We start from the raw sequence: 18281 nt of genomic DNA, 5'->3' as shown, positions 1-18281 counted from the left end.
AACGGCACCAACCACGGAACGAGAGGGGTGTTCAGTGCCGGGTGCTGTCCGGGAAAAGACACGTCACAGGTGCAGCCTGCGCAGCCGCAGCGCGTTGCCGATGACCGACACCGACGAGAGGCTCATCGCCGCCGCCGCCAGCATGGGGCTCAGCAGCCACCCGAAGAAGGGGTACAGCACCCCCGCCGCGATGGGCACGCCCAGCGTGTTGTAGACGAAGGCGAAGAAGAGGTTCTGCCGGATGTTGCGCAGCGTGCCCCGGCTCAGCTTCCGCGCCCGGGCAATGCCTCGCAGGTCCCCCTTCACCAGCGTCACCGACGCGCTCTCCATCGCGATGTCCGTCCCCGTCCCCATCGCGATGCCCACGTCCGCCTGGGCCAGCGCCGGCGCGTCATTCACCCCGTCTCCCGCCATCGCCACCGTGCGGCCCCCGGCCTGCAGCCGCTTCACCACGTCCCCCTTCCCCTCGGGCAGCACCTCCGCCACCACCTCGTCGATGCCCAACTGGCGCGCCACCGCCTCGGCCGTGGTGCGGCTGTCTCCCGTGAGCATCACCACCCGCACGCCTTCGCGGTGCAGCGTGGCCAGCGCCTCGGCCGTGGTCGCCTTGATGGGGTCCGCCACCCCGAGCAGCCCCGCCGGCCTTCCGTCCACCGCCACGTACATCACCGTCTGCCCCTCGCGCCGCAGCGCCTCCGCGCGAGGCCGCAGCGCCCCGGCGTCCATGCCCAGCGACTCGAGCAGCGCCACGTTGCCCAGCGCCACCTCCGAGCCTCCCACGCTCCCCGTCACCCCCTTGCCCGTCACCGAGCGGAAGCCCTTCGCCGCCGTCAGCACCGCCCCGCGCGCCTCGGCCCCCGCCACCACCGCCGCCGCCAGCGGGTGCTCGCTGCCCCGCTCCAGGCTCGCCGCCAGGTGCAGCAGCCGCGCCTCGTCCAGGCCCTCCGCCGCCACCACCGACACCAGCTTCGGCTTGCCCTCCGTCAGCGTGCCCGTCTTGTCCACCACCAGCGTGTCCACCTTCTCCAGCAGCTCCAGCGCCTCGGCGTCGCGGATGAGCACGCCCACCCCCGCCCCCTTCCCCGTCCCCACCACCACGGACATGGGCGTGGCCAGCCCCAGCGCGCACGGGCAGGCGATGATGAGCACCGCCACCGCGTTCACCAGCGCGTGCGCCAGCCGCGGCTCGGGCCCCATGAAGGCCCAGACGAGGAAGGTGAGCACCGACACCGCGATGACCGCCGGGACGAACACCGCGGCCACCTTGTCCGCCAGCCGCTGAATCGGCGCGCGCGAGCGCTGGGCCTCGCTCACCCGCTGGACGATGCGCGCGAGCAGCGTGTCCCGCCCCACCCGCTCGGCCTTCATCACCAGGCTGCCCGTGCCGTTGACGGTGCCCCCCGTGACGCGCGCCCCCGGCACCTTCTCCACCGGCATGGACTCGCCCGTCACCATGGACTCGTCCACCGCGCTCTCGCCCTCCACCACCACCCCGTCCACCGGCACCTTCTCGCCGGGGCGCACGCGCAGCGAGTCCCCCACCTTCACCTGCTCGAGGGAGATGTCCTCCTCACGGCCATCCTCGCGGATGCGCCGGGCCACGGCCGGGGCGAGGCTGAGCAACGCGCGCAGGGCCCCCGAGGTGGCACGGCGGGCTCGCAACTCCAGCACCTGCCCGAGCAGCACCAGCGTGGTGATGGTCGCCGCCGCCTCGAAGTAGACGGGCACCGCGCCGCCATGGCCGGTGAAGGCGTGGGGCAGCAGCCCCGGCGCCAGCGTGGCGAAGAGGCTGAAGAGGTACGCCGCCCCCGTGCCGATGGCGATGAGGGTGAACATGTTGAGGTGCCGGTTCCTCAGCGACGCCCAACCGCGCTCGAAGAAGGGCCAGCCGCCCCAGAGCACCACCGGGCTCGCCAGCACGAGCTGCACCCACGCCAGCACCCGCGGGTCCCAGGCGCGCTGCACCGGCTGGCCGGGAATCATCTCGGACATGCCCAGGAAGAGCAGCGGCAGCGTGAGGACGACGCCCACCCGGAACCGCCGCGTCATGCTCAGCAGCTCGGGGTCCGGTTGCTCCTCGGGCAGCACCGTGCGCGGCTCCAGCGCCATGCCGCACTTGGGGCAGGCGCCCGGCTCGTTCCGCACAATCTCCGGGTGCATGGGGCATACCCACTCGGTGCGCGCCGCCAGCGCCACCGGCTGCTCGGGCTCCAGCGCCATGCCGCACTTGGGGCAGGCGCCCGGGTGGTCCTGGCGGACCTCGGGGTCCATCGGGCAGATCCACATCGTGCCCGGCGGGGCCTCCACCGACTCGGGCTCGCCCTTCGCCTGGAGGTACTTCTGCGGCTCGGCGGCGAAGCGCTCCCGGCACTTCGGGTTGCAGAAGAAGTACGTCTTCCCCTCGTGGACGTGCGTGCCGCCCTTGGGGGCGTTCGGGTTCACCGACATCCCGCACACGGGGTCCTTGGGGAGGTACTTCTCGGGCTCGGCGGCGAAGCGCTCCCGGCACTTCGGATTGCAGAAATGGTAGGTCGCGCCCTTGTGGACGTGGCTGCCCCCCTTCGCGTCCGCCGGGTCGACCGTCATTCCGCAGACCGGGTCCACCACCTTGCCCTCACCAGGGGAAGGAGGGCCCGCCGGGTGGGCGGCGTGGGAGTCGTGCGAGTGGGTGTGCTCGTGGGCCATGAAGAAATTCGTCCTTTCACCCAGGCTGACGAAACGCCCGCCAGACCCTTACAGTGGTCACGCCGCGCCCCCGGGTCCGGCAGGGGAAGTAGCTGAGCCATCCTGCCCGTCAAGCGGGCGATCGATTGCCCCACCGCCCCCCACCTTGATATCGACTCCTCCATGGCCACCCAGCGCGCCCTGCTCCTCATCGCGGATATCGGCGGATACACGCGCTTCCTGAAGACCCACTCCATCAACCTGGCCCATGCCCATGACATGGTGACGCAGTTGCTGGAGGCGGTGATCGACGGCGCGGCCTCGCCGCTCAAGCTGGCCAAGCTGGAGGGGGACGCGGCCTTCTTCTACGCCCCGCTCTCCGAGGACGCCCGGGTGGACGTGCTCCCTGCGGTGAGCGCCATCCGCGCCGCCTTCGAGCACCGCAAGGAGACGCTGCGCATCGACCGGACGTGCACCTGCGAGGGCTGCACCCAGGTGGAGCAGCTCACCCTCAAGTTCGTCGTGCACCAGGGCGAAGTCGCCTTCCAGCGGGTGAAACGCTTCACCGAGCTGGGGGGCGTGGACGTCATCGTCGTCCACCGGATGCTGAAGAACTCGGTGCCCATCCGCGAGTACGTGCTGATGACCGAGACGCTGGCCCGGCAGCTCTCGCCCGGGCCTCGGGAGCGCGCCCTGTCCCTCCAGGAGGAGCTCGAGGGCCTGGGCCGGTACACGCTGCGCTACGTGCCCCTGGACGCCCTGGAGCCGGCGCCGGCCCTGTCCCTCCAGCCGTCCGCCCTGCGGCGCCTGGTGGCCTGGACGCGGATGACATGGCGCACGCTGCCGTACATGCTGAAGCTCAAGCAGCCCTGTACCGGCTTCCGCAACTTCGACGTGGGGGGCGAGAGCGTCGCCGGCGCCCTCCAGCCCTGACGCGCCCCGTCACGCGGACGGCTTGCAGCCCCCACCCGGCTTGCCGCACGTGCAGTCCAGGCACCCGTGCGCCGCACAGGTGCCGCAGCTGCGCTCCAGCTGCTTCTTGAGGGCCTGCCGCGCCCGGTGCAGCCTCACCCCCGCGTTGTTCGGGGTGATGCCCGCCTCCCGGGCCACCTCCGGCACGCCGCGCCCCTCCAGGTCCACCTGCCGCACCATCTCCGCGTACTCGGGCTTCAGCGCGGGCAGCAGGTCGTGGATGCACGCGCACACCGTCTGCGTCAGCTCCGGGTCCGGCCCCAGCTCGGAGGCCTCGCGCGCCTCGCGCTCCAGGGCCCGGCCCTCGGCGCCCTGCCGGCGGTAGTGGTCCACCAGCGCGTTGCGCAACAGGCGGTAGAACCAGGCGACGGCGCTCTCTCCGTCCTCCAGGTCTCCCCCCTTCTCCAGGGTGCGCACATAGGCGGCCTGGAGGAGCTCCTCGGCCACGGCCCGGCTGCCCACCCGCCGCTCGAGGAAACCCAGGAAGCGCCGGTGGTTCCCCACCAGCGACTCCACCACCGCTGGACTCAACTCCCCCTCACCAGTGCCTTCCCGCATGCCGTGCCTCGAACTCACCGGGCGCGCACCTCGCGCCCCATCACCCGTCTAACTACCCGAGACACGCCGGGATTCAACCCGTCAGAACACGGCCCGCAACTTCCGCCCCACCGCCGTGTTCATGGAGGCACAGGCCGATCTTCCAAAGGAATCACCCCATGAACCGCCGCACCACCGCGCTCCTCACCGCCCTCCTCCTCTCCAGCACCACCGCCAGCGCCCAGGCCGTGCGCAACCACGCCGAGCGCGCCCAGGACCGCCAGGAGAAGCGCCAGGACCGCCAGGAGACCCGCGACGACCGCGGGGACGTGGCAGAGCTCGAGGCCGTGCTGGCCCGCTTCGACTCCGCCCGCTCCCGCCAGGATGCCGCCGGGCTCGCCGAGGTGGACTCCCGCCTGCGCACCCTGCTGCGCGAGGAGCTCTCCGAGGGCCATGCCGAGCTCGCCTCCGACAAGGCCGAGGTCCGCCACGACACCCGCGAAATCCGCTCGGATCGCCGTGAAGTCCGCCGGGACGGGGCCGCCGGCCGTCCGGTGGCCCTCGCCGATGACCGGGGAGACCTCCGCGACGACCGGCGCGACCGCCGCGATGACCGCCGGGACGCCCAGGTCGAGGCCGCCTCCCAGTCCGTGCGCTGGCGCATCGCCCAGGAGCTGAAGACGCTCGCGGGCGTCCAGACTCCCGTGGGCCTGGAGCGCAAGCGCTCGCTCATCGTGGAGCTGGCGCAGCTCGCCCGGCACGAGGTCCGCGAGGACAAGCACGAGCTGCGCGAGGACCGCCGAGAGCTGCGTGAAGACCGGCGCGAGACGCGCGAGGACCGCCGCCAGCGCTGAGTCCCACGGCGGCGGACGACCCTCACCCCCCGCCCTCTCCCAAAGGGAGAGGGGGCCACCGTCAAAACAGGCGGTTGAGCCCGTTGAGCGCCGCCACCCGGTACGCCTCGGCCATGGTGGGGTAGTTGAACGTGGTGTTGATGAAGTAGTCGATGGAGTTGCCCGGCCCCTCCTGCGCCATGATGGCCTGGCCGATGTGGATGATCTCCGAGGCGTTGTCCCCGAAGCAGTGCAGGCCGAGGATCTCCCGCGTCTCCCGGTGGAAGAGCATCTTGAGCATCCCCACCGTGCGGCCCGTGATCTGCGCGCGCGCCAGGCTCTTGAAGAACGCGTGGCCCACCTCATAGGGCACCCCATCGCGCGTGAGTTCCTGCTCGGTCCGCCCCAGGCTGCTGATCTCCGGGCTGGTGTAGATGCCCGTGGGGATGTCCTTCACCAGCTTGATCTCCAGCCGCCCCTCGACGATGTGCGTGGCGGCGAACCGCCCCTGGTCATACGAGGCGCTCGCCAGCGAGGGACTTCCCACCACGTCCCCCACCGCGTACACATGCGGCACGGCCGTCTGGTACGCGTCGTTCACCGGGATGTTGCCGCGCGAGTCCGTCTGGATGCCCAGCGCCTCGAGTCCCAGATCCTGCGTGTTGCCCGTGCGCCCGTTGGCCCAGAGGAAGATGTCCGCCTTCAGCCGCTTGCCGCTCTTGAGGTGCAGCACCACCCCGTCCTCGCGCGTCTCCACCCGCTCCATCTGCTCCTGGTGCCGGATGAGCACGCCCTGCTCACGCAGGTGGTAGGAGAGCGCGTCCGAAATCTCGTCATCCAGGAAGGACAGCAGCCGCTCGCGCGTGTTGATGAGGTCCACCTTCACGCCCAGCATGCGGAACATGGACGCGTACTCGCAGCCAATGACGCCCGCGCCGTAGATGATCATCGTCAGCGGCGTCTCGCCCAGCGTGAGGATGGTGTCCGAGTCGAAGATGCGCGGGTGCTTGAAGTCCAGGTCCGGCGGGCGGTAGGGACGCGAGCCCGTGGCCACCACGAAGGCCTTGGCGGACAGCAGCTCGCTGGCGCCCCGTGGCTCGCTGACCTCGACGGTGGAGGCATCCAGGAAGCGCGCCTGGCCCACCACCAGCTCCACCCGGTTGCGCTCGTAGAACGTGGTGCGCAGCCGCACCTGACGCGACACCACGGACGAAGCCGTCCGCATCATGTCCTTGAACTTCCAGCTCTTGGCCAGCTCGATGCGCAGGTCCGGATGGTCCACCTGCACGTCCACCAGGCGCTGGATGGCGTGACGCAGCGCCTTGGAGGGGATGGTGGCGGTATGGGTGCAGGCCCCGCCCACCAGCGGGAGCCGCTCCACCATGCACACCCGCTTGCCGGACTTCGCGGCCTTCATGGCGGCGCCCTCGCCGCCCGGTCCCGAGCCAATCACCACGATGTCGAATTGCCGCACGCTCATGGGCCGGATTCTCTCCAGCCCGGGTGACGGGGGAAGAAATCACCCGGAGCGATGACCGGGGGCGGACAGACAGGAAGGGCGTCAGACGACTCGCGGGGGACGACTCGGAGAGCCCGAAGTGCCGGAACGAGTCCTTTGGCACCCTCCCGGGGCCAGCTCATCAGGCAACGACGAAGGCTTCGATGTCGTCCAACACGGAGATCGTGACGATGACGTCCAAGGGAGAACCCCAATCAACGTGAAGATGGAATTCCACTCCGCCAGGACCCCCTTCGGGGTTGTGCGGGCCGATGTTGGTGACGTAGACACTTGCCTCACCTAGGTTGGGTCTTCCCACGGTGGGGCCAAACAGTCCTCCCGAGGGGGCCCACTCCGCCGCCGTGATCACGACGGGAGAATTCCCGGTGATCGGAGGCCAGTTGAAGTTGCGGCGCACCCTGCCCTGCACACGTTGGTAAAGAACACGGATCGACCGGGCCATTGCTTCATCCACCTTTCGTGGGCAAACCACAAAAGGCAGACGAGCTGTGTGGCGGATGTGATGGGCGGAGGGCGTCCTCACAGGACAGGCGTGTGCCCAGATGGGGCTGCACGGCCGTCCACCGGCCTGGCCCACGGCCCAGGCCAGCACCTGGTCAGTCTTTCTGCTGCTCGAGCTCCGCCAGCCGCTTGCCGAGCGCGGTGGCGCGATCGCGAACCAGCTGCGCGTCCTTCGCCAGCGCGGGGTCCTGCTGGGCACACCGCGCGACGCTGGCGTCGAACTCCGCCAGGGCAGCCGCCATGAGCGTGGCCCGGTCCGCCGGATCGAGGTCCGCCAAGGCCTTCGCGGTGTTCGCCATGGGGGTGGCGAGCTCGAACCTGCACAGCTCGCGCGGATCTCCGCGGGAGATCGCCTCGAACGCGGGAAGCGGTGCAGTGGCCTCCGCCGCCTGCGCCGGCGTGCCCACCTGAAGGCGCGAGTGGCCCACGGGCGCCTGCGAGTCGATGGTGAGCTGCGCCGGGCCCTGTGCCAGCATCGCCCGCAGCGCGGGGGGCAGCCTGCCGCCGAACAGCTCGGCGACGCCGGGCGCCACCGTCAGGGTGGCACCGGGGCGGATCGCCTCCAGCGCTCCGCCGGGGGCCAACACCTGCTCCGGGGTGAGCCCGAGGCCAAAGAACGCGTACGCGAGCCCGCCTTCCGCCGACGGGAGGCGCTGAGCGCTCAACCCCTGAGGCGTACCGCCGCCCTGGCGCATCTGGAAGAGGAACTCGTCCGCCTCCGCGGCGGTGGTGAAGGCGAGGACGAGCGCGGCTCTGGGCAGCTCGCCCTGGGCGAGCGAGGTGGAGGTGAACGGCAACAGCCGCGCCGTGAGCGCCACCGGCGTCGGTAGCGCGTTCACCTTGAGGTTGGCGATGCTGGCCAGCCGCACCCAGGCACTCGGCGACTGCAGGACCGAGAGATAGCCCCAGGAGCCGGCGACCTCGAACAGTTCCGCGACCTGCGCCATCGGGGCATCGCCGCGGTGCTCGCTTCCCTGATTCAGGCGGAGCTGCACCACGCGGGGCAACGGCACCGCCCGCATGGCCGGGCCGTACGTGCCGCTCATTCGCACGTCCAGGAAGGACGGGCCGTCCGCGAAGCGGGGGAGCATCCGCGTCCCGCCCTCCTCCGCCGCCAGCCTCCGCCCCAGCTCGGTGCGCGTGGTCAGGAGGTCGACCGTCAGCGCGTGCTCCTTCTGAAGCTCCAACGTCAGCAGCAGATCCTCCAGCTCCGCGGAGGACGGGTCGAGCAGCATCCACTGCTGTGCCATCTCGCTGCTGCCCATGGCCATGATCATGTCGGCATGCCCCGGCCTCACGTTCCTCACGGCATCGACCATCCCGATCGCGCTCTGCGCCGCGGCGGTGGGGCGGACCCGATCGAAGGGCACGTACAACGCCACGTCGGCGCGGCCAGAGACGAACGCCGCCAGCGCGGGCGTCAGCCGCAAGTGCGCCGGGGCGGGGCTGCTCAGCGCCTGCTCGAGCCCCGCCTGCATTCCCTGCTCATCCACGAAAGCGCGGCCGCCGAAGAGATCCAGCCGCACCCACCCTCGGAGCGATTGGATGCGGTGCACCACCGGTTGCTCGCCGGACGCGGTCTCCTTCCACCACTGCTCGAGCCGGGCGGCGAGCGCGCCCTCGTCCACGGCCGGGAACAGCGCCACCGTGTGCATTCCGGGCGGGAGGTCCGCCTCCTCGATCAGCCCGCCCAGCGAGACCACTCGCTCCAACCGCTCCGTCCGCGCGGAGCCGAAGGAGAAGAACGCCGGCCGCGCGCTATCCCAACCGGGGAGGGCGGCATCGCCCGCGAGCAGCGGCTCCAAGGCCAGCAGCAGGGCCGGGCTGAGGAGGTCTCGTTCACGGCCGGGCCCGAGCAGCCGGGGGCCGAGCACGTCCGAGGCCAGTTGGTGCGCCTCGCGCCACCCGTCCTGGCTCACGCGCGCATACAGCGGCGCGTTCTGCGGCAGCACCCGGACCGGGTTGAGCTGCTCTTTGGAAACGGTGTCCTCGAGCCGGGGGATCGAGGAGCAGGCCGCGCAGGCAAGGGCCAGCGCGAGGGCGGTGACGGCGGTGCGAAGCATGAGGCGGTGGCCTAGCACAACCGGCGCGCCCCACGCCTCCCGGGGCCGGTGCGGACCGGGGCTCGCTGGCGGTACTTGCCTGCCTACACTCCCAGCACGGGCCGCGCCGCGGGAGCGTGCCTCCAGCGCCGGAAGAACCACACCGCGAGCAACCCGTTGAGCACGAGGCCGAAGACGCCCTCGCCATTGAAGACCCACACCTCGCCCCCGAAGAGGCCGGGGCGCCCCGAGTACACGTCGCCGAGCAGCATGGGGTTGAAGACGTTCCAGCTCAGGTGGAACAGCGCGCAGGGCCAGACCGAGCGGCTCGCCATGTACAGCGCGGCGAACACCACCGCGGCCACGGCGATGGAGGCGAGGAAGGAGAGGTTCTGCAGCACATGCCCGCGCTGCGTGGTGGAGAAGATGATGGGCAGGTGGAAGGCGGCCCATACCGGCATGGTGATGGCCGCCGCCATCGCGGGGCGCTCCATCCACCGGCGCACGAGGTAGCCGCGCCACCCCATCTCCTCGGCCAGCTCGCCCGGCAGCCCGCCCATCCAGAGCGAGGGCACCCACAACACGAGCGAGAAGAGGTGGGCCACCCAACTCCAGCCCGGGGGAAGGCGCGCGCGCACGCGCTCCGCCCAGCCACGGCTGTACGCCACCGCCACCAGGAGCCACGTCAGCGACCCCACCGTCAGGAAGCCCAACATCGCGGGAACCGCCCCCAGGCCGCGCAGACCGAAGGGCCCCTTCACGGACTCGGGCTGGAAGGTGATGAAGTCCGGCCGCCCCGACACGAGCCGCACCGCGTACGCCAGCGCCACCTCCACCGCCACGTACCCGAAGGGCAACAGCAGGCCCAGGGCCCAGTACCCCCACCCCGGAAAGCCCAGGCCCATTGCACGCGGCGGCTCACGCCGGAAGCCCCACGCACAGCCCATCGCCACCACCGCCGGCACGCACATCAGCACCCGGAGCAGGAACACGCGCCGCTCGTCCAGCAACCACAGCCCTCCCACGAGCCAGCTGAGCACCAGCGTGATGCAGATGAACCACAACGTGTCCTTGCGGCTGCTCATGGCGAAGCGGGCCCCCCGTGCGCGAGACGCCGAGCCTATCACCTGCCCTGGAACTCGTAGCGCAGGTGACGGACCAGGTTCCGATAGAACGGCAGCCGGCCCATGGCCCCGTGCATCACCCGGGTGAACCCGTTCTTGGACAGCCGGCCCACCAGCTCGGGCATCGTCAGGAACCCCACGCTCTCGACGAGGCGAAGCTTCGGGACCTGCTTCTCGAGGGCATGCGGATCGTCGACGCCCCAGACGAGCTCGACCTTCGCGCCACGCACCGTCGCGAGGCGGGAGACCAGACGCACCATCGCCCCGCTGTAGCCGTCGAAGGCGATCTGCCCGCTCGGGAACCGCTCGGTGATGCGCCGCAACAACGCCGTCCCGTCCTTCTCGTGCAGGTACATCATCAGGCCCTCGGCGATGACGAGCACCGGCGTGTCTCCTGGGATGGCCTCGAGCCAGGCGGGCTCCGTCACCGAGGCGCCCATCCGGCGATAGCCCTCGCGCTCCGGATAGAGCTGCTCGCGCAGGGCGATGACCTCGGGAAGGTCGACGTCGAACCAACGGACCTTCGGCCCCGGATCGATTCGATACACGCGGGTGTCGAGGCCGCAGCCGAGGTGCAGGACCGTCGACTCGGGATTCGCGGCGAGGAAGGCCCGCGTCCACTGGTCGAAGTGCCGGGCCCGCATCGGCAGGGTGATTTCCCCGCCACGCGGGAGCTTCAATGCCTCGAAGTCGTAGTCGATGCGTGCAACGGCGTCCGCGGCGAAACGGTCGCCGAGAATGGGACTCTCGGCCGAGGCGTCCATCGCCTTGCCATACAGCGTGGCGAGGTACGTCGCCTTGTCCTTGGACAGATGAACCTTTTTCGCTTCCATGGTCGCCTCATTGCACGAGCGTGCTTCCGCCAAGAGGGCGAGGATACCCGGGCCCTGGAGGGAGACATCGAGACCGTATACGGTCATCGATGTCTCCGCGTTACGGCGCGGTGCACTCACCTGCCGGAGCTCCACGCCATGAAGCCAGCTCGCTCACTCCTGGACCGCCAGGTCCTGCTCCTCTGCTGCCTGCTGTTCGCGAATCGGGCCACTGCTCAAGCTGGCAGCGAGGCTCCGGCATCGAGCGAACTCTTCAAGGAACTCGCCGCTCTGGATGGCGTCGTGTTCGAGGCCTACAACAGCTGCGACCTGGAGAAGTACAAGAGCTACCTGGCCGACGACGTGGAATTCTATCACGACAAGGGCGGACTGGTCCGTACCCCGAAGAACGTGATGAAGCTGATGGCGGACGGCCTGTGCGCGGATGCCAGCACCCGCTACAGGAGAGAACTCGTCCCCGAGAGTCTCAAGGTGTACCCGCTGAACAACTATCGCGGGGCCGCTCGGGCCGGTGCCGCCCTCCCCTATCTCTACGGGGCCGTTCAGACCGGTACCCATCTCATCCACCTCACCGAGAAGGGACAGAAGGAGAAGCCAGTCGCCACTGCCCAGTTCACGGTCTTCTGGCAGTACAAGAATGGGAAATGGAAGATGTCCCGCATCTTGAGCTACGACCACCAGGACGTGAAGCGAGACTGACCCGTGGACTCGAAGTGACCGGCTCTACTCGCGATTCCTCGAAATGCGTGTGCCGTCGCGGGTTCAGGGCACGCATCCCCGACGGGTTCGAATCCCGTCGGGGATATTGCCGGAGTGGCCGTGCGTCAATGAGGCTGCTGGCACTTGCGGCAGGCCTGACCGTCAATGGTGCGCGACTCGTAGCTGCACTCGTTCGCGTCCTTCGCGCCCACACGCACCTTGGTGATGTAGTCCTTGAACTGCACACACACCCGGACCTTCTTGTCGGGCCCCGGCAGCTCGAAGCGGTAGTCCGCGTCGAGCTCCTGGCACGGCCCGCCCACCGACTTGAGGCGGTCCGTGACGTCCTCCACGCCTCGGGACTCCGTCCTCACCGTGACGCGGAAGTCCTCGACGGGGCAGTTGCCGAAGTCCAGGAAGATATGGGTGATGTTCTTGTCGCGCTCGAGGTCGATACAGCGCCTCACTCCGCACTGGTTGTGGTCGTTGTCTCCTTCAAAGGCATCGACTTCAACGGCGTCGACGTCCGGGAGATACTTCTCCGTTGCGCTGGAGGCCGAGGCTTGCGTGGGTTCCGGTTCCACGGTGCCACAACCGAAGCCCACCGCGCCCGCCATGACCGCCGCCATGAATCCTGCGCTCCAAAGCTTCATCGGAGACCTCGCTTTCGATGCCCGAAGGCGTCCCTGGGTTGCGTGCGCCGCTTCCCGACTGGGGCTTTGAGCAACGCCTGTGCCGCTCGCGCGGGTGTCCGGTTCCGCGTCCCGTCCATGGCCAGCGAGGCGGGTTCCACGGGACGTGGGGGCAGGGCCAGGTGGGATTCAGGAAGGTCACGAGGAACGCGCCGGGACTCACACGGCGCTCACGTCGTCACTCAGGTCCGGATTTTGGTCCCCGTAGGAGCTACGCACCTCCTCGGCAGGAGCGGACTCGGCTCGAAGTGGAGCGTCCACAGCGGCCCCAGGCGTCAGCGTTGGAACACCCTTGCGCGCCCAGTTCAGAACGCGCATCCCCCTCGGGGCTCCCTCTGCGCTCCAGCTCCCCTGAGGCCCTCCGCAGGCCCTGGACCTGTCGGACCGCCCACGTCGAGCTGCACCGAAGTCAGAGGAGGGACGTGCTTGTTCCGCCCGGCCGGGATGCTCAACGTCAGCGGAGACGGACAGGAGGCAGCCATGGGCACCGCCACCGCGCAGGAGAAGTATCAGAGCCAGGTCGCCACGGGGCTCGAGAAGGCCTACGGAGCGCCGTCCCTCAGGCGGTCGGTGGAGTTGTCTTCTCTGCGTCTCGTCCTGTTCTCGGATCTCCACCGGGGCACACGGGACGGAGCGGACGACTTCCAGCGCTGTGAGCGAGCGTACAACGCCGCGCTCGCCTACTACTTCGAGGCCGGATACACGCTCTGCCTCCTCGGGGATGTGGAAGAGCTCTGGGAGTGCCGCCCCAGCCCGGTGCTCGAGAAGTACCAGCACTCGTACGAGCTCGAGCGGAAGTTCCTGCAGGCGGGGCGGTACTGGCGCATCTGGGGCAACCACGATGACCTGTGGTCCTTCCCGGATGCCGTCCGGAAATACCTGGGGAGCGTGGGCCTGGAGGGGCCCGTCTGGGAGAGCCTGCTCCTGGAGGTGCATGACCAGGGCACGCGGCTCGGAGAGCTCTTCTTCATCCACGGGCACCAGGGCGCGTCGGACGTCGGCCCCGCGGCCCGCTTGTTCGTCCGCTACGTCTGGCGAAACTGGCAACGGCTGACGAAGATGGCCTCCACCACTCCCTCCAAGGACTGGGTGCTCCGGCAGAAGCATGACGTGGCCCTGTACCGGTGGGCGCTGTCCAAGCGCGACGACCCGGGGGTGATTCTCTTCGCGGGGCACACGCACCGGCCCGTCTTCAAGGCGGAGAATCACGTGGACAAGCTGACCCGCGAGCTCGAGGAGCTCGCGCACGAGCCGGAGGGGGCAAAGCGCCAGGCGCGCCGACAGGTCCTCCAGGCCGAGCTGGAGTGGGTGCGCGCGAACCAGTTCCAGGCACCCGAGGCCATCCGCATGGAAGCGCCGTGCTACTTCAACACGGGCTGCTGCTCCTTCAGCGCTGGCTTCGTGACGGGGCTCGAGATCGCCGACGGGCAGGTCCAGCTCGTGCGCTGGCCCGACAGGACGGACCATCCGCGCCCCCAGGTGCTCAACGAGGAACCGGCCGACCTCCGGCAGTGCTTCGCGGAGATCCGCCGCACGCGCCGGCCGGGACGGGAAGAGGTTCTGCCGCCCCCCGAGCCCTTCCCAGAGGGGCCAGCGATTCACTGACACGGGTGCTCGGGCAGCTCGAGGGCAGCGGCCCTACAGCTCCCGATGCGACATGTGCCCTGGAAGAAGGGCTTTGTTCTCGGTTGGAATCCTGGACATGCCGCGGAAGGCAGACCTCAGTTCCGCTGTGGTCTGCTCATAATGGTCCTGCGGGTCGTACAATTCGCACTTCAGTTCGAGCCCCGGGCTGACATCTCCGAGGAAGCAGGAGCCAGAGAAATCTCCCAGGTAGTAGGCCGTGCCCGGCTCGAAGCGGATGACGGCACGGAATTCCTCCGGGGCTGGCTTCCTCACCGCGCGACCATCGGAGGTGGTGGCGAAGATGAGACTCTCCAGTGAGCAGGTATTGCCCCCGGAAATCTTGATGACCTGAAGAGGCTCATCGATCGAGAAGCCGATGTTGTAATGCGTGTCGTCCTTCTCGCAGGCGAAATCGAGTCCCACGATCGGGTGCTCACCCAAAGCGTTCTTGAATGCGGCCAACGAGAATCGCCCGTAGAGGAACGCATCTGTCGGGACTGCCAGCGCACGACGGTGCATCGGAGCCGTGAGGTTCGCGCACCCCGTCAGCAAGAAAACGGCAAGAGCGGCCAAGGTTCTGAAATTGGGTTCAACGCGCATGTGAAGCCCCCCACCGGACCCAGCGCCGGTGGAGTGGAAAATCATGCATGGGGTGTCCAGCGTCAACGAGTACGTTTTCTCGTGGCGACAATGACACTTCACCCTCACCGGGGGCCCGCGCGGAGACCCGCTCCATCAGGGCCCCTCGGCCTCCACCTCTCCCGGCGCTTCCCTCACGTCCGGCGGGGGCGGCTCCGCGGGCGTCCCCGCCTCCTGCACGGGCGCGGGCGCCGCGGGCTCCACGGCGGACGGCGAAGCAACCGGCGGGGGCGGCTGTTGCGCCTCCGCTTCCGCTGTCAGCGAGAGTGAAGCCTCCAGCTTCGTGCCCGCCACGAGGGCCTTCACCGTCCTCCTGCCCGGCTTGCGCGTCGTGAAGGTGGCGCGGATGCGCCCCGTGGCGTCCGTGGTGTCCGACTCGGGCACGAGCGAGTCCTCGGGCTCCAGGCCCTCCCAGCGCACCTCCTGCCCCCTCACCGCGTTGCCCTGCGCATCCACGAGCCGCAACCCCAGCCGCGCCCGGTCCGCTCCGTCCGCGCGCAGCGAGGAGGAACCCGGCTCCGCCTCCAGGCGCACCTCGTGGGGCGGTCCGCTGTCGATGCCCACGTTGAGCCGGCTCGCCACCTCCTGCCCGCTGTCCCCCACCTTGGCCACGAACGTCACGTTGCCCGCCCTGTTCGGCGTCACGCCCACCGTCACCCGCCCCCGCTCGTCCGTCTTCGAGGGCCGAAGGGCGAAGGACTCGCTGGCCCCCTCCACCTCCCAGCGCACCTCGACGCCACTCAACGGGTTGCGGTGGCTCTCGTCCCACACCTCCACGGTGAGCTGCAGGGGCACGCCCGCCCGGCCGCGCGGAGGCTCCACGCTCAGCGAGGGCCTTCCCGGCGAGCCGGCCGTGAAGCGCACCGTCTCCTGCGCCGAGATGAAGACGGGAGCCCCCTCCTGGGACGAGGGCTCGAGCTCCGCCGTGAGCGTCCCCTCCCCGGCGATGACCGAGGTGAAGCTCGCCGAGGCCTCGCCATCCTCATCCGTGGGACCGGCCCGCCGCTGCTGCTCGGGGCCCACGCCCAGCATGCGGAAGAGCACGTATCGTCCCCGGACGGTGTTCTCCTCGGAATCCATCACCCGCACCGTGACCCGCAGCGGCGTCTGGCCATCCGCTGGAATCGTCCTCGACGAGACGATGAGCGTGGAGCCCTGCCGGTCGGGTGAGCCCGCCACGAATTGGACGCTCTCGCTCTTCTTGAGCGGCAGCCCCTCCAGCCGCATCGTCACGGTGCTCCTGCCCGTCTGCCTCGAGCGGAGGCGGGCGTAGGCCCTGCCCTCGGCGCCGGTCAGCACCTTGCGCTCCACCAGCGTGCCCACGCCCTTGACGGAGAGCAGCACGGGCACGCCCTCCAGGGGATTGCCCCGCGCGTCCTGGACCACGAGCTCGAACACGCACACGCTCCGTCCATCCGCCTGCACCCGCCCGGAACTGGCCACGAGTTGCAACCGCTCCTCCGCCGCGGGCCCCGCGACGAAGCGCACGCCCTGGCACCGCTCCTCCGCCAAGCCCTCGACGCGCAGGCACACCTGCTTCTCCCCGGCCCGGGTCGAGCGCAGCTCACCCCGCGCGAGCCCCTCCGGTCCCGTCACGCCGGGCTGGGTGAGCTCATTGCCCTCTCCGTCAACGCGCAAGACCAGCGGGTGCTCGGCCACGGGGTTGCCATACGCGTCCAGCACCTGCGCCGTCAGGAGGATGGACGCACTCGCATCCGCGAGGGCTTGCGCTGGCTCCACCCCCAGGGTGACGTTCTCCAGCCGGGGAGGCCCGGCCACGAGCCGCACGGCCACCGGCGCCAGCTCCGTCCACCCGCGGCTCGTCTCGATGGAGGCCTTCGCCGTGTGCTCGCCCGCCCGGCGCGGCTCGAAGGAGAACAGGGCCTGCCCCTGGGCCCCCGTCCTGGCCTCGCCCGAGAGCGGCTCCTGGCCCTCGAGCGCGAAGCGCACCGGCGTGTCCGAGACCGGATGGCCATGGACGTCCCGCAGCGTCACCGAGAGCTCCACGCGCTCACCCGCCGTCACCTGGGGGGGAGCCACGAGCTGGGATTGCGAGACATCCGGCGGGTGCGCCTGGAAGGTGGCGGCGGACGCGCCGAGCCGGACGCGGTGACGGCCCTCGCCGAGCACCGGGACGATGGAGACCTGCTCCGGCCGCTGCCAGCTCAACTGGCTCTGGACGCGCCCCAGCTCGTCGGTGACCAGGCCGGACAGCTCCACCTTCGCGCCCGAGGCCCCCGTCACCTCGAAGCGGACGGGTTGCCCCGTGACGGGCTGGCCCTCGGCGTTGCGGACATACAGGAAGAGCGAGAACGCCCCATCCTCGGCAATGGGCCCCTCGGGCACGAGGCGCAGCTCGGAGCGCTCGGGGCTCGGCTGCATCCGCGCGCCGTACCACCGGGCGGCCCCCACGCCCACGGCCACGAGCGCGACGAGCCCCGCCGCGAGCCCCACCCACCTCGCGCGGGAGCCGGGGCGGGGAGGTGCCACCGGAGCCGGTGCCACCCCGGGCGGAGGCGTCACGGGCGTGGGCACGCTCAGGGGAATCGGCACGGGGGGCGCCGCCACCGGCAGGGCCCGCTGCCTGGCACGCAGCGACTCCTCCAGCGCCTGCACCTTGCCGCGGGCCTCCGGGAAGAGTCCCTCCAGGAATGAGGCCACCTCCTGCTCCGTCGCCAGGCCCGCCTTCGCGAGCGCCTCCGCCATGTCCTGCCCGGTCGCGTAGCGGTGCCGCCGCTGGTGGGCCAGGGCCTGGCGGACGATGGGGGCCAGGGCCGCCGGGAGCTCCGCCGGCACCACCGGCTCCTGATGGATGAGCGACAGCAACTCCAGGCCCGCCTCCTCGGAGGCTTCTCGCGGCGGGGGAAAGACGGGCGCGCCGGTGAGCAGTTCCTGGAGGATCAGTCCCGCGCAGAAGAGATCACTGCGTCCGTCCAGGGGAGCCTCGTCCTCCAGGGGGCGAGCCGTCTTGCCGTACACCGCGAGGATCTCCCCCGCCTGCTCCGGAGAGGCGTACTGAGGTGTCGCATGCAGGGCTGCGGGGGTCAGCAGGCTGGTGGCCCTGGCAACCCCGAAGTCGATGACCTTGGTCTGCCCCAGCAGCGTCAGCATCACGTTCTCGGGCTTGAGGTCGCGATGCACGACATGCAGCGGCGTCCCCGTGCGCTCGTTGCGGGCGTGCCAGGCGTGATGCAGGGCCAGACAGATGTCGTGCACCACCCGGCACGCGATGCGTGGGGGCACGGGCCCGCGGGCGCGCTGCTGGAGCACCTGCCGCAGGCTCATGCCGCGGATCCACGCCATCACGATGCAGTGGCGGCCCTCCACCTCGAGCACCTGGTGCACGGTGACGATGTTGGGGTGGTGCAGCTCGAGGGCGAGCCGCGCCTCGTCCAGGAAGCGGCGGCTGGCGTGGGGATCACTCCGCGTGCTCTCCGCATCCAGCCACTTGAGGACAACGTAACGCTCCTCGAGCGGACCCAGCTCCAGGGCGAGTTGGATCCGCGCCATGCCTCCGGCGGACAGGTCCAGGGTGACGTAGGGCAGCTGCGTGACGTGCATGGGCTCTTGCCCGGAGAATAGGCGGAATCGGGCTCAACC

14 protein-coding genes are annotated in these 18281 nt (G+C 70.1%); 4 read left to right on the top strand and 10 right to left on the bottom strand.

Translation table 11 applies throughout. From position 1 onward, the window contains the following. Positions 1-63: 63 nt before the first annotated feature. A complete protein-coding gene (locus NR798_RS07105; protein ID WP_375770664.1) occupies positions 64-2685 on the bottom strand; it encodes a heavy metal translocating P-type ATPase in 2622 nt (873 codons plus the stop codon). Positions 2686-2847: 162 nt separating this feature from the next. Here NR798_RS07105 and NR798_RS07100 point away from each other — a divergent pair, with 162 nt between their 5' ends. Beyond that, positions 2848-3597, top strand: coding sequence for a DUF2652 domain-containing protein (locus NR798_RS07100; protein WP_375770663.1), 750 nt, complete (start codon positions 2848-2850; stop codon positions 3595-3597). A 9-nt stretch (positions 3598-3606) separates the two neighbouring features. Here the strand turns inward: NR798_RS07100 and NR798_RS07095 are convergent, their stop codons facing one another. Then, positions 3607-4194, bottom strand: a complete 588-nt coding sequence (locus NR798_RS07095; protein ID WP_375770662.1) for an RNA polymerase sigma factor — start codon at positions 4192-4194, stop codon at positions 3607-3609. 158 nt (positions 4195-4352) lie between these two features. Between NR798_RS07095 and NR798_RS07090 the strand changes: the two genes are divergently transcribed. Beyond that, complete coding sequence (locus NR798_RS07090) at positions 4353-5027, top strand: hypothetical protein (protein WP_375770661.1); 675 nt, start codon at positions 4353-4355, stop codon at positions 5025-5027. Positions 5028-5088: 61 nt separating this feature from the next. Here NR798_RS07090 and sthA read toward each other — a convergent pair whose 3' ends face one another. The 5 genes from sthA to NR798_RS07065 form a co-directional block, all read right to left on the bottom strand. Next, positions 5089-6486, bottom strand: a complete 1398-nt coding sequence (sthA, locus tag NR798_RS07085) for a Si-specific NAD(P)(+) transhydrogenase (RefSeq protein ID WP_375770660.1) — start codon at positions 6484-6486, stop codon at positions 5089-5091. A gap of 160 nt (positions 6487-6646) precedes the next feature. After that, positions 6647-6967 (bottom strand): hypothetical protein, encoded by a 321-nt coding sequence (locus tag NR798_RS07080; protein ID WP_375770659.1) that lies wholly within the window; start codon positions 6965-6967, stop codon positions 6647-6649. A gap of 154 nt (positions 6968-7121) precedes the next feature. Then, on the bottom strand, positions 7122-9089 hold the full coding sequence (locus NR798_RS07075; protein WP_375770658.1) for a hypothetical protein: 1968 nt from the start codon (positions 9087-9089) through the stop codon (positions 7122-7124). 83 nt (positions 9090-9172) lie between these two features. Then, the gene (locus NR798_RS07070; RefSeq protein WP_375770657.1) at positions 9173-10153 is read right to left on the bottom strand and encodes a type II CAAX prenyl endopeptidase Rce1 family protein; all 981 of its coding nucleotides are present in this window, start codon (positions 10151-10153) and stop codon (positions 9173-9175) included. Between the two features lie 38 nt (positions 10154-10191). Next, on the bottom strand, positions 10192-11025 hold the full coding sequence (locus NR798_RS07065; protein WP_375770656.1) for a class I SAM-dependent methyltransferase: 834 nt from the start codon (positions 11023-11025) through the stop codon (positions 10192-10194). Positions 11026-11163: 138 nt separating this feature from the next. Between NR798_RS07065 and NR798_RS07060 the strand changes: the two genes are divergently transcribed. Continuing rightward, on the top strand, positions 11164-11724 hold the full coding sequence (locus NR798_RS07060; RefSeq protein WP_375770655.1) for a nuclear transport factor 2 family protein: 561 nt from the start codon (positions 11164-11166) through the stop codon (positions 11722-11724). Between the two features lie 125 nt (positions 11725-11849). Here the strand turns inward: NR798_RS07060 and NR798_RS07055 are convergent, their stop codons facing one another. After that, entirely contained in the window at positions 11850-12353 is a 504-nt protein-coding gene (locus NR798_RS07055; RefSeq protein ID WP_375770654.1) for a hypothetical protein, read from the bottom strand. Positions 12354-12842: 489 nt separating this feature from the next. Between NR798_RS07055 and NR798_RS07050 the strand changes: the two genes are divergently transcribed. Beyond that, the gene (locus tag NR798_RS07050) at positions 12843-14021 is read left to right on the top strand and encodes a metallophosphoesterase (RefSeq protein ID WP_375770653.1); all 1179 of its coding nucleotides are present in this window, start codon (positions 12843-12845) and stop codon (positions 14019-14021) included. A gap of 33 nt (positions 14022-14054) precedes the next feature. Here the strand turns inward: NR798_RS07050 and NR798_RS07045 are convergent, their stop codons facing one another. Continuing rightward, the gene (locus NR798_RS07045; protein WP_375770652.1) at positions 14055-14642 is read right to left on the bottom strand and encodes a hypothetical protein; all 588 of its coding nucleotides are present in this window, start codon (positions 14640-14642) and stop codon (positions 14055-14057) included. A 135-nt stretch (positions 14643-14777) separates the two neighbouring features. Continuing rightward, positions 14778-18242 carry an Ig-like domain-containing protein gene (locus NR798_RS07040; RefSeq protein WP_375770651.1) on the bottom strand — a complete coding sequence of 1155 codons (3465 nt, stop codon included), beginning with the start codon at positions 18240-18242 and terminating at the stop codon, positions 14778-14780. Between the last annotated feature and the right edge of the window lie 39 nt (positions 18243-18281).

This window comes from Archangium gephyra, from assembly GCF_042230915.1.
Lineage (GTDB): Bacteria > Myxococcota > Myxococcia > Myxococcales > Myxococcaceae > Archangium > Archangium gephyra_B.
The sequence above is the reverse complement of the archived record's forward strand: the minus strand, read 5'-3'. Positions and strand labels throughout refer to the sequence as shown.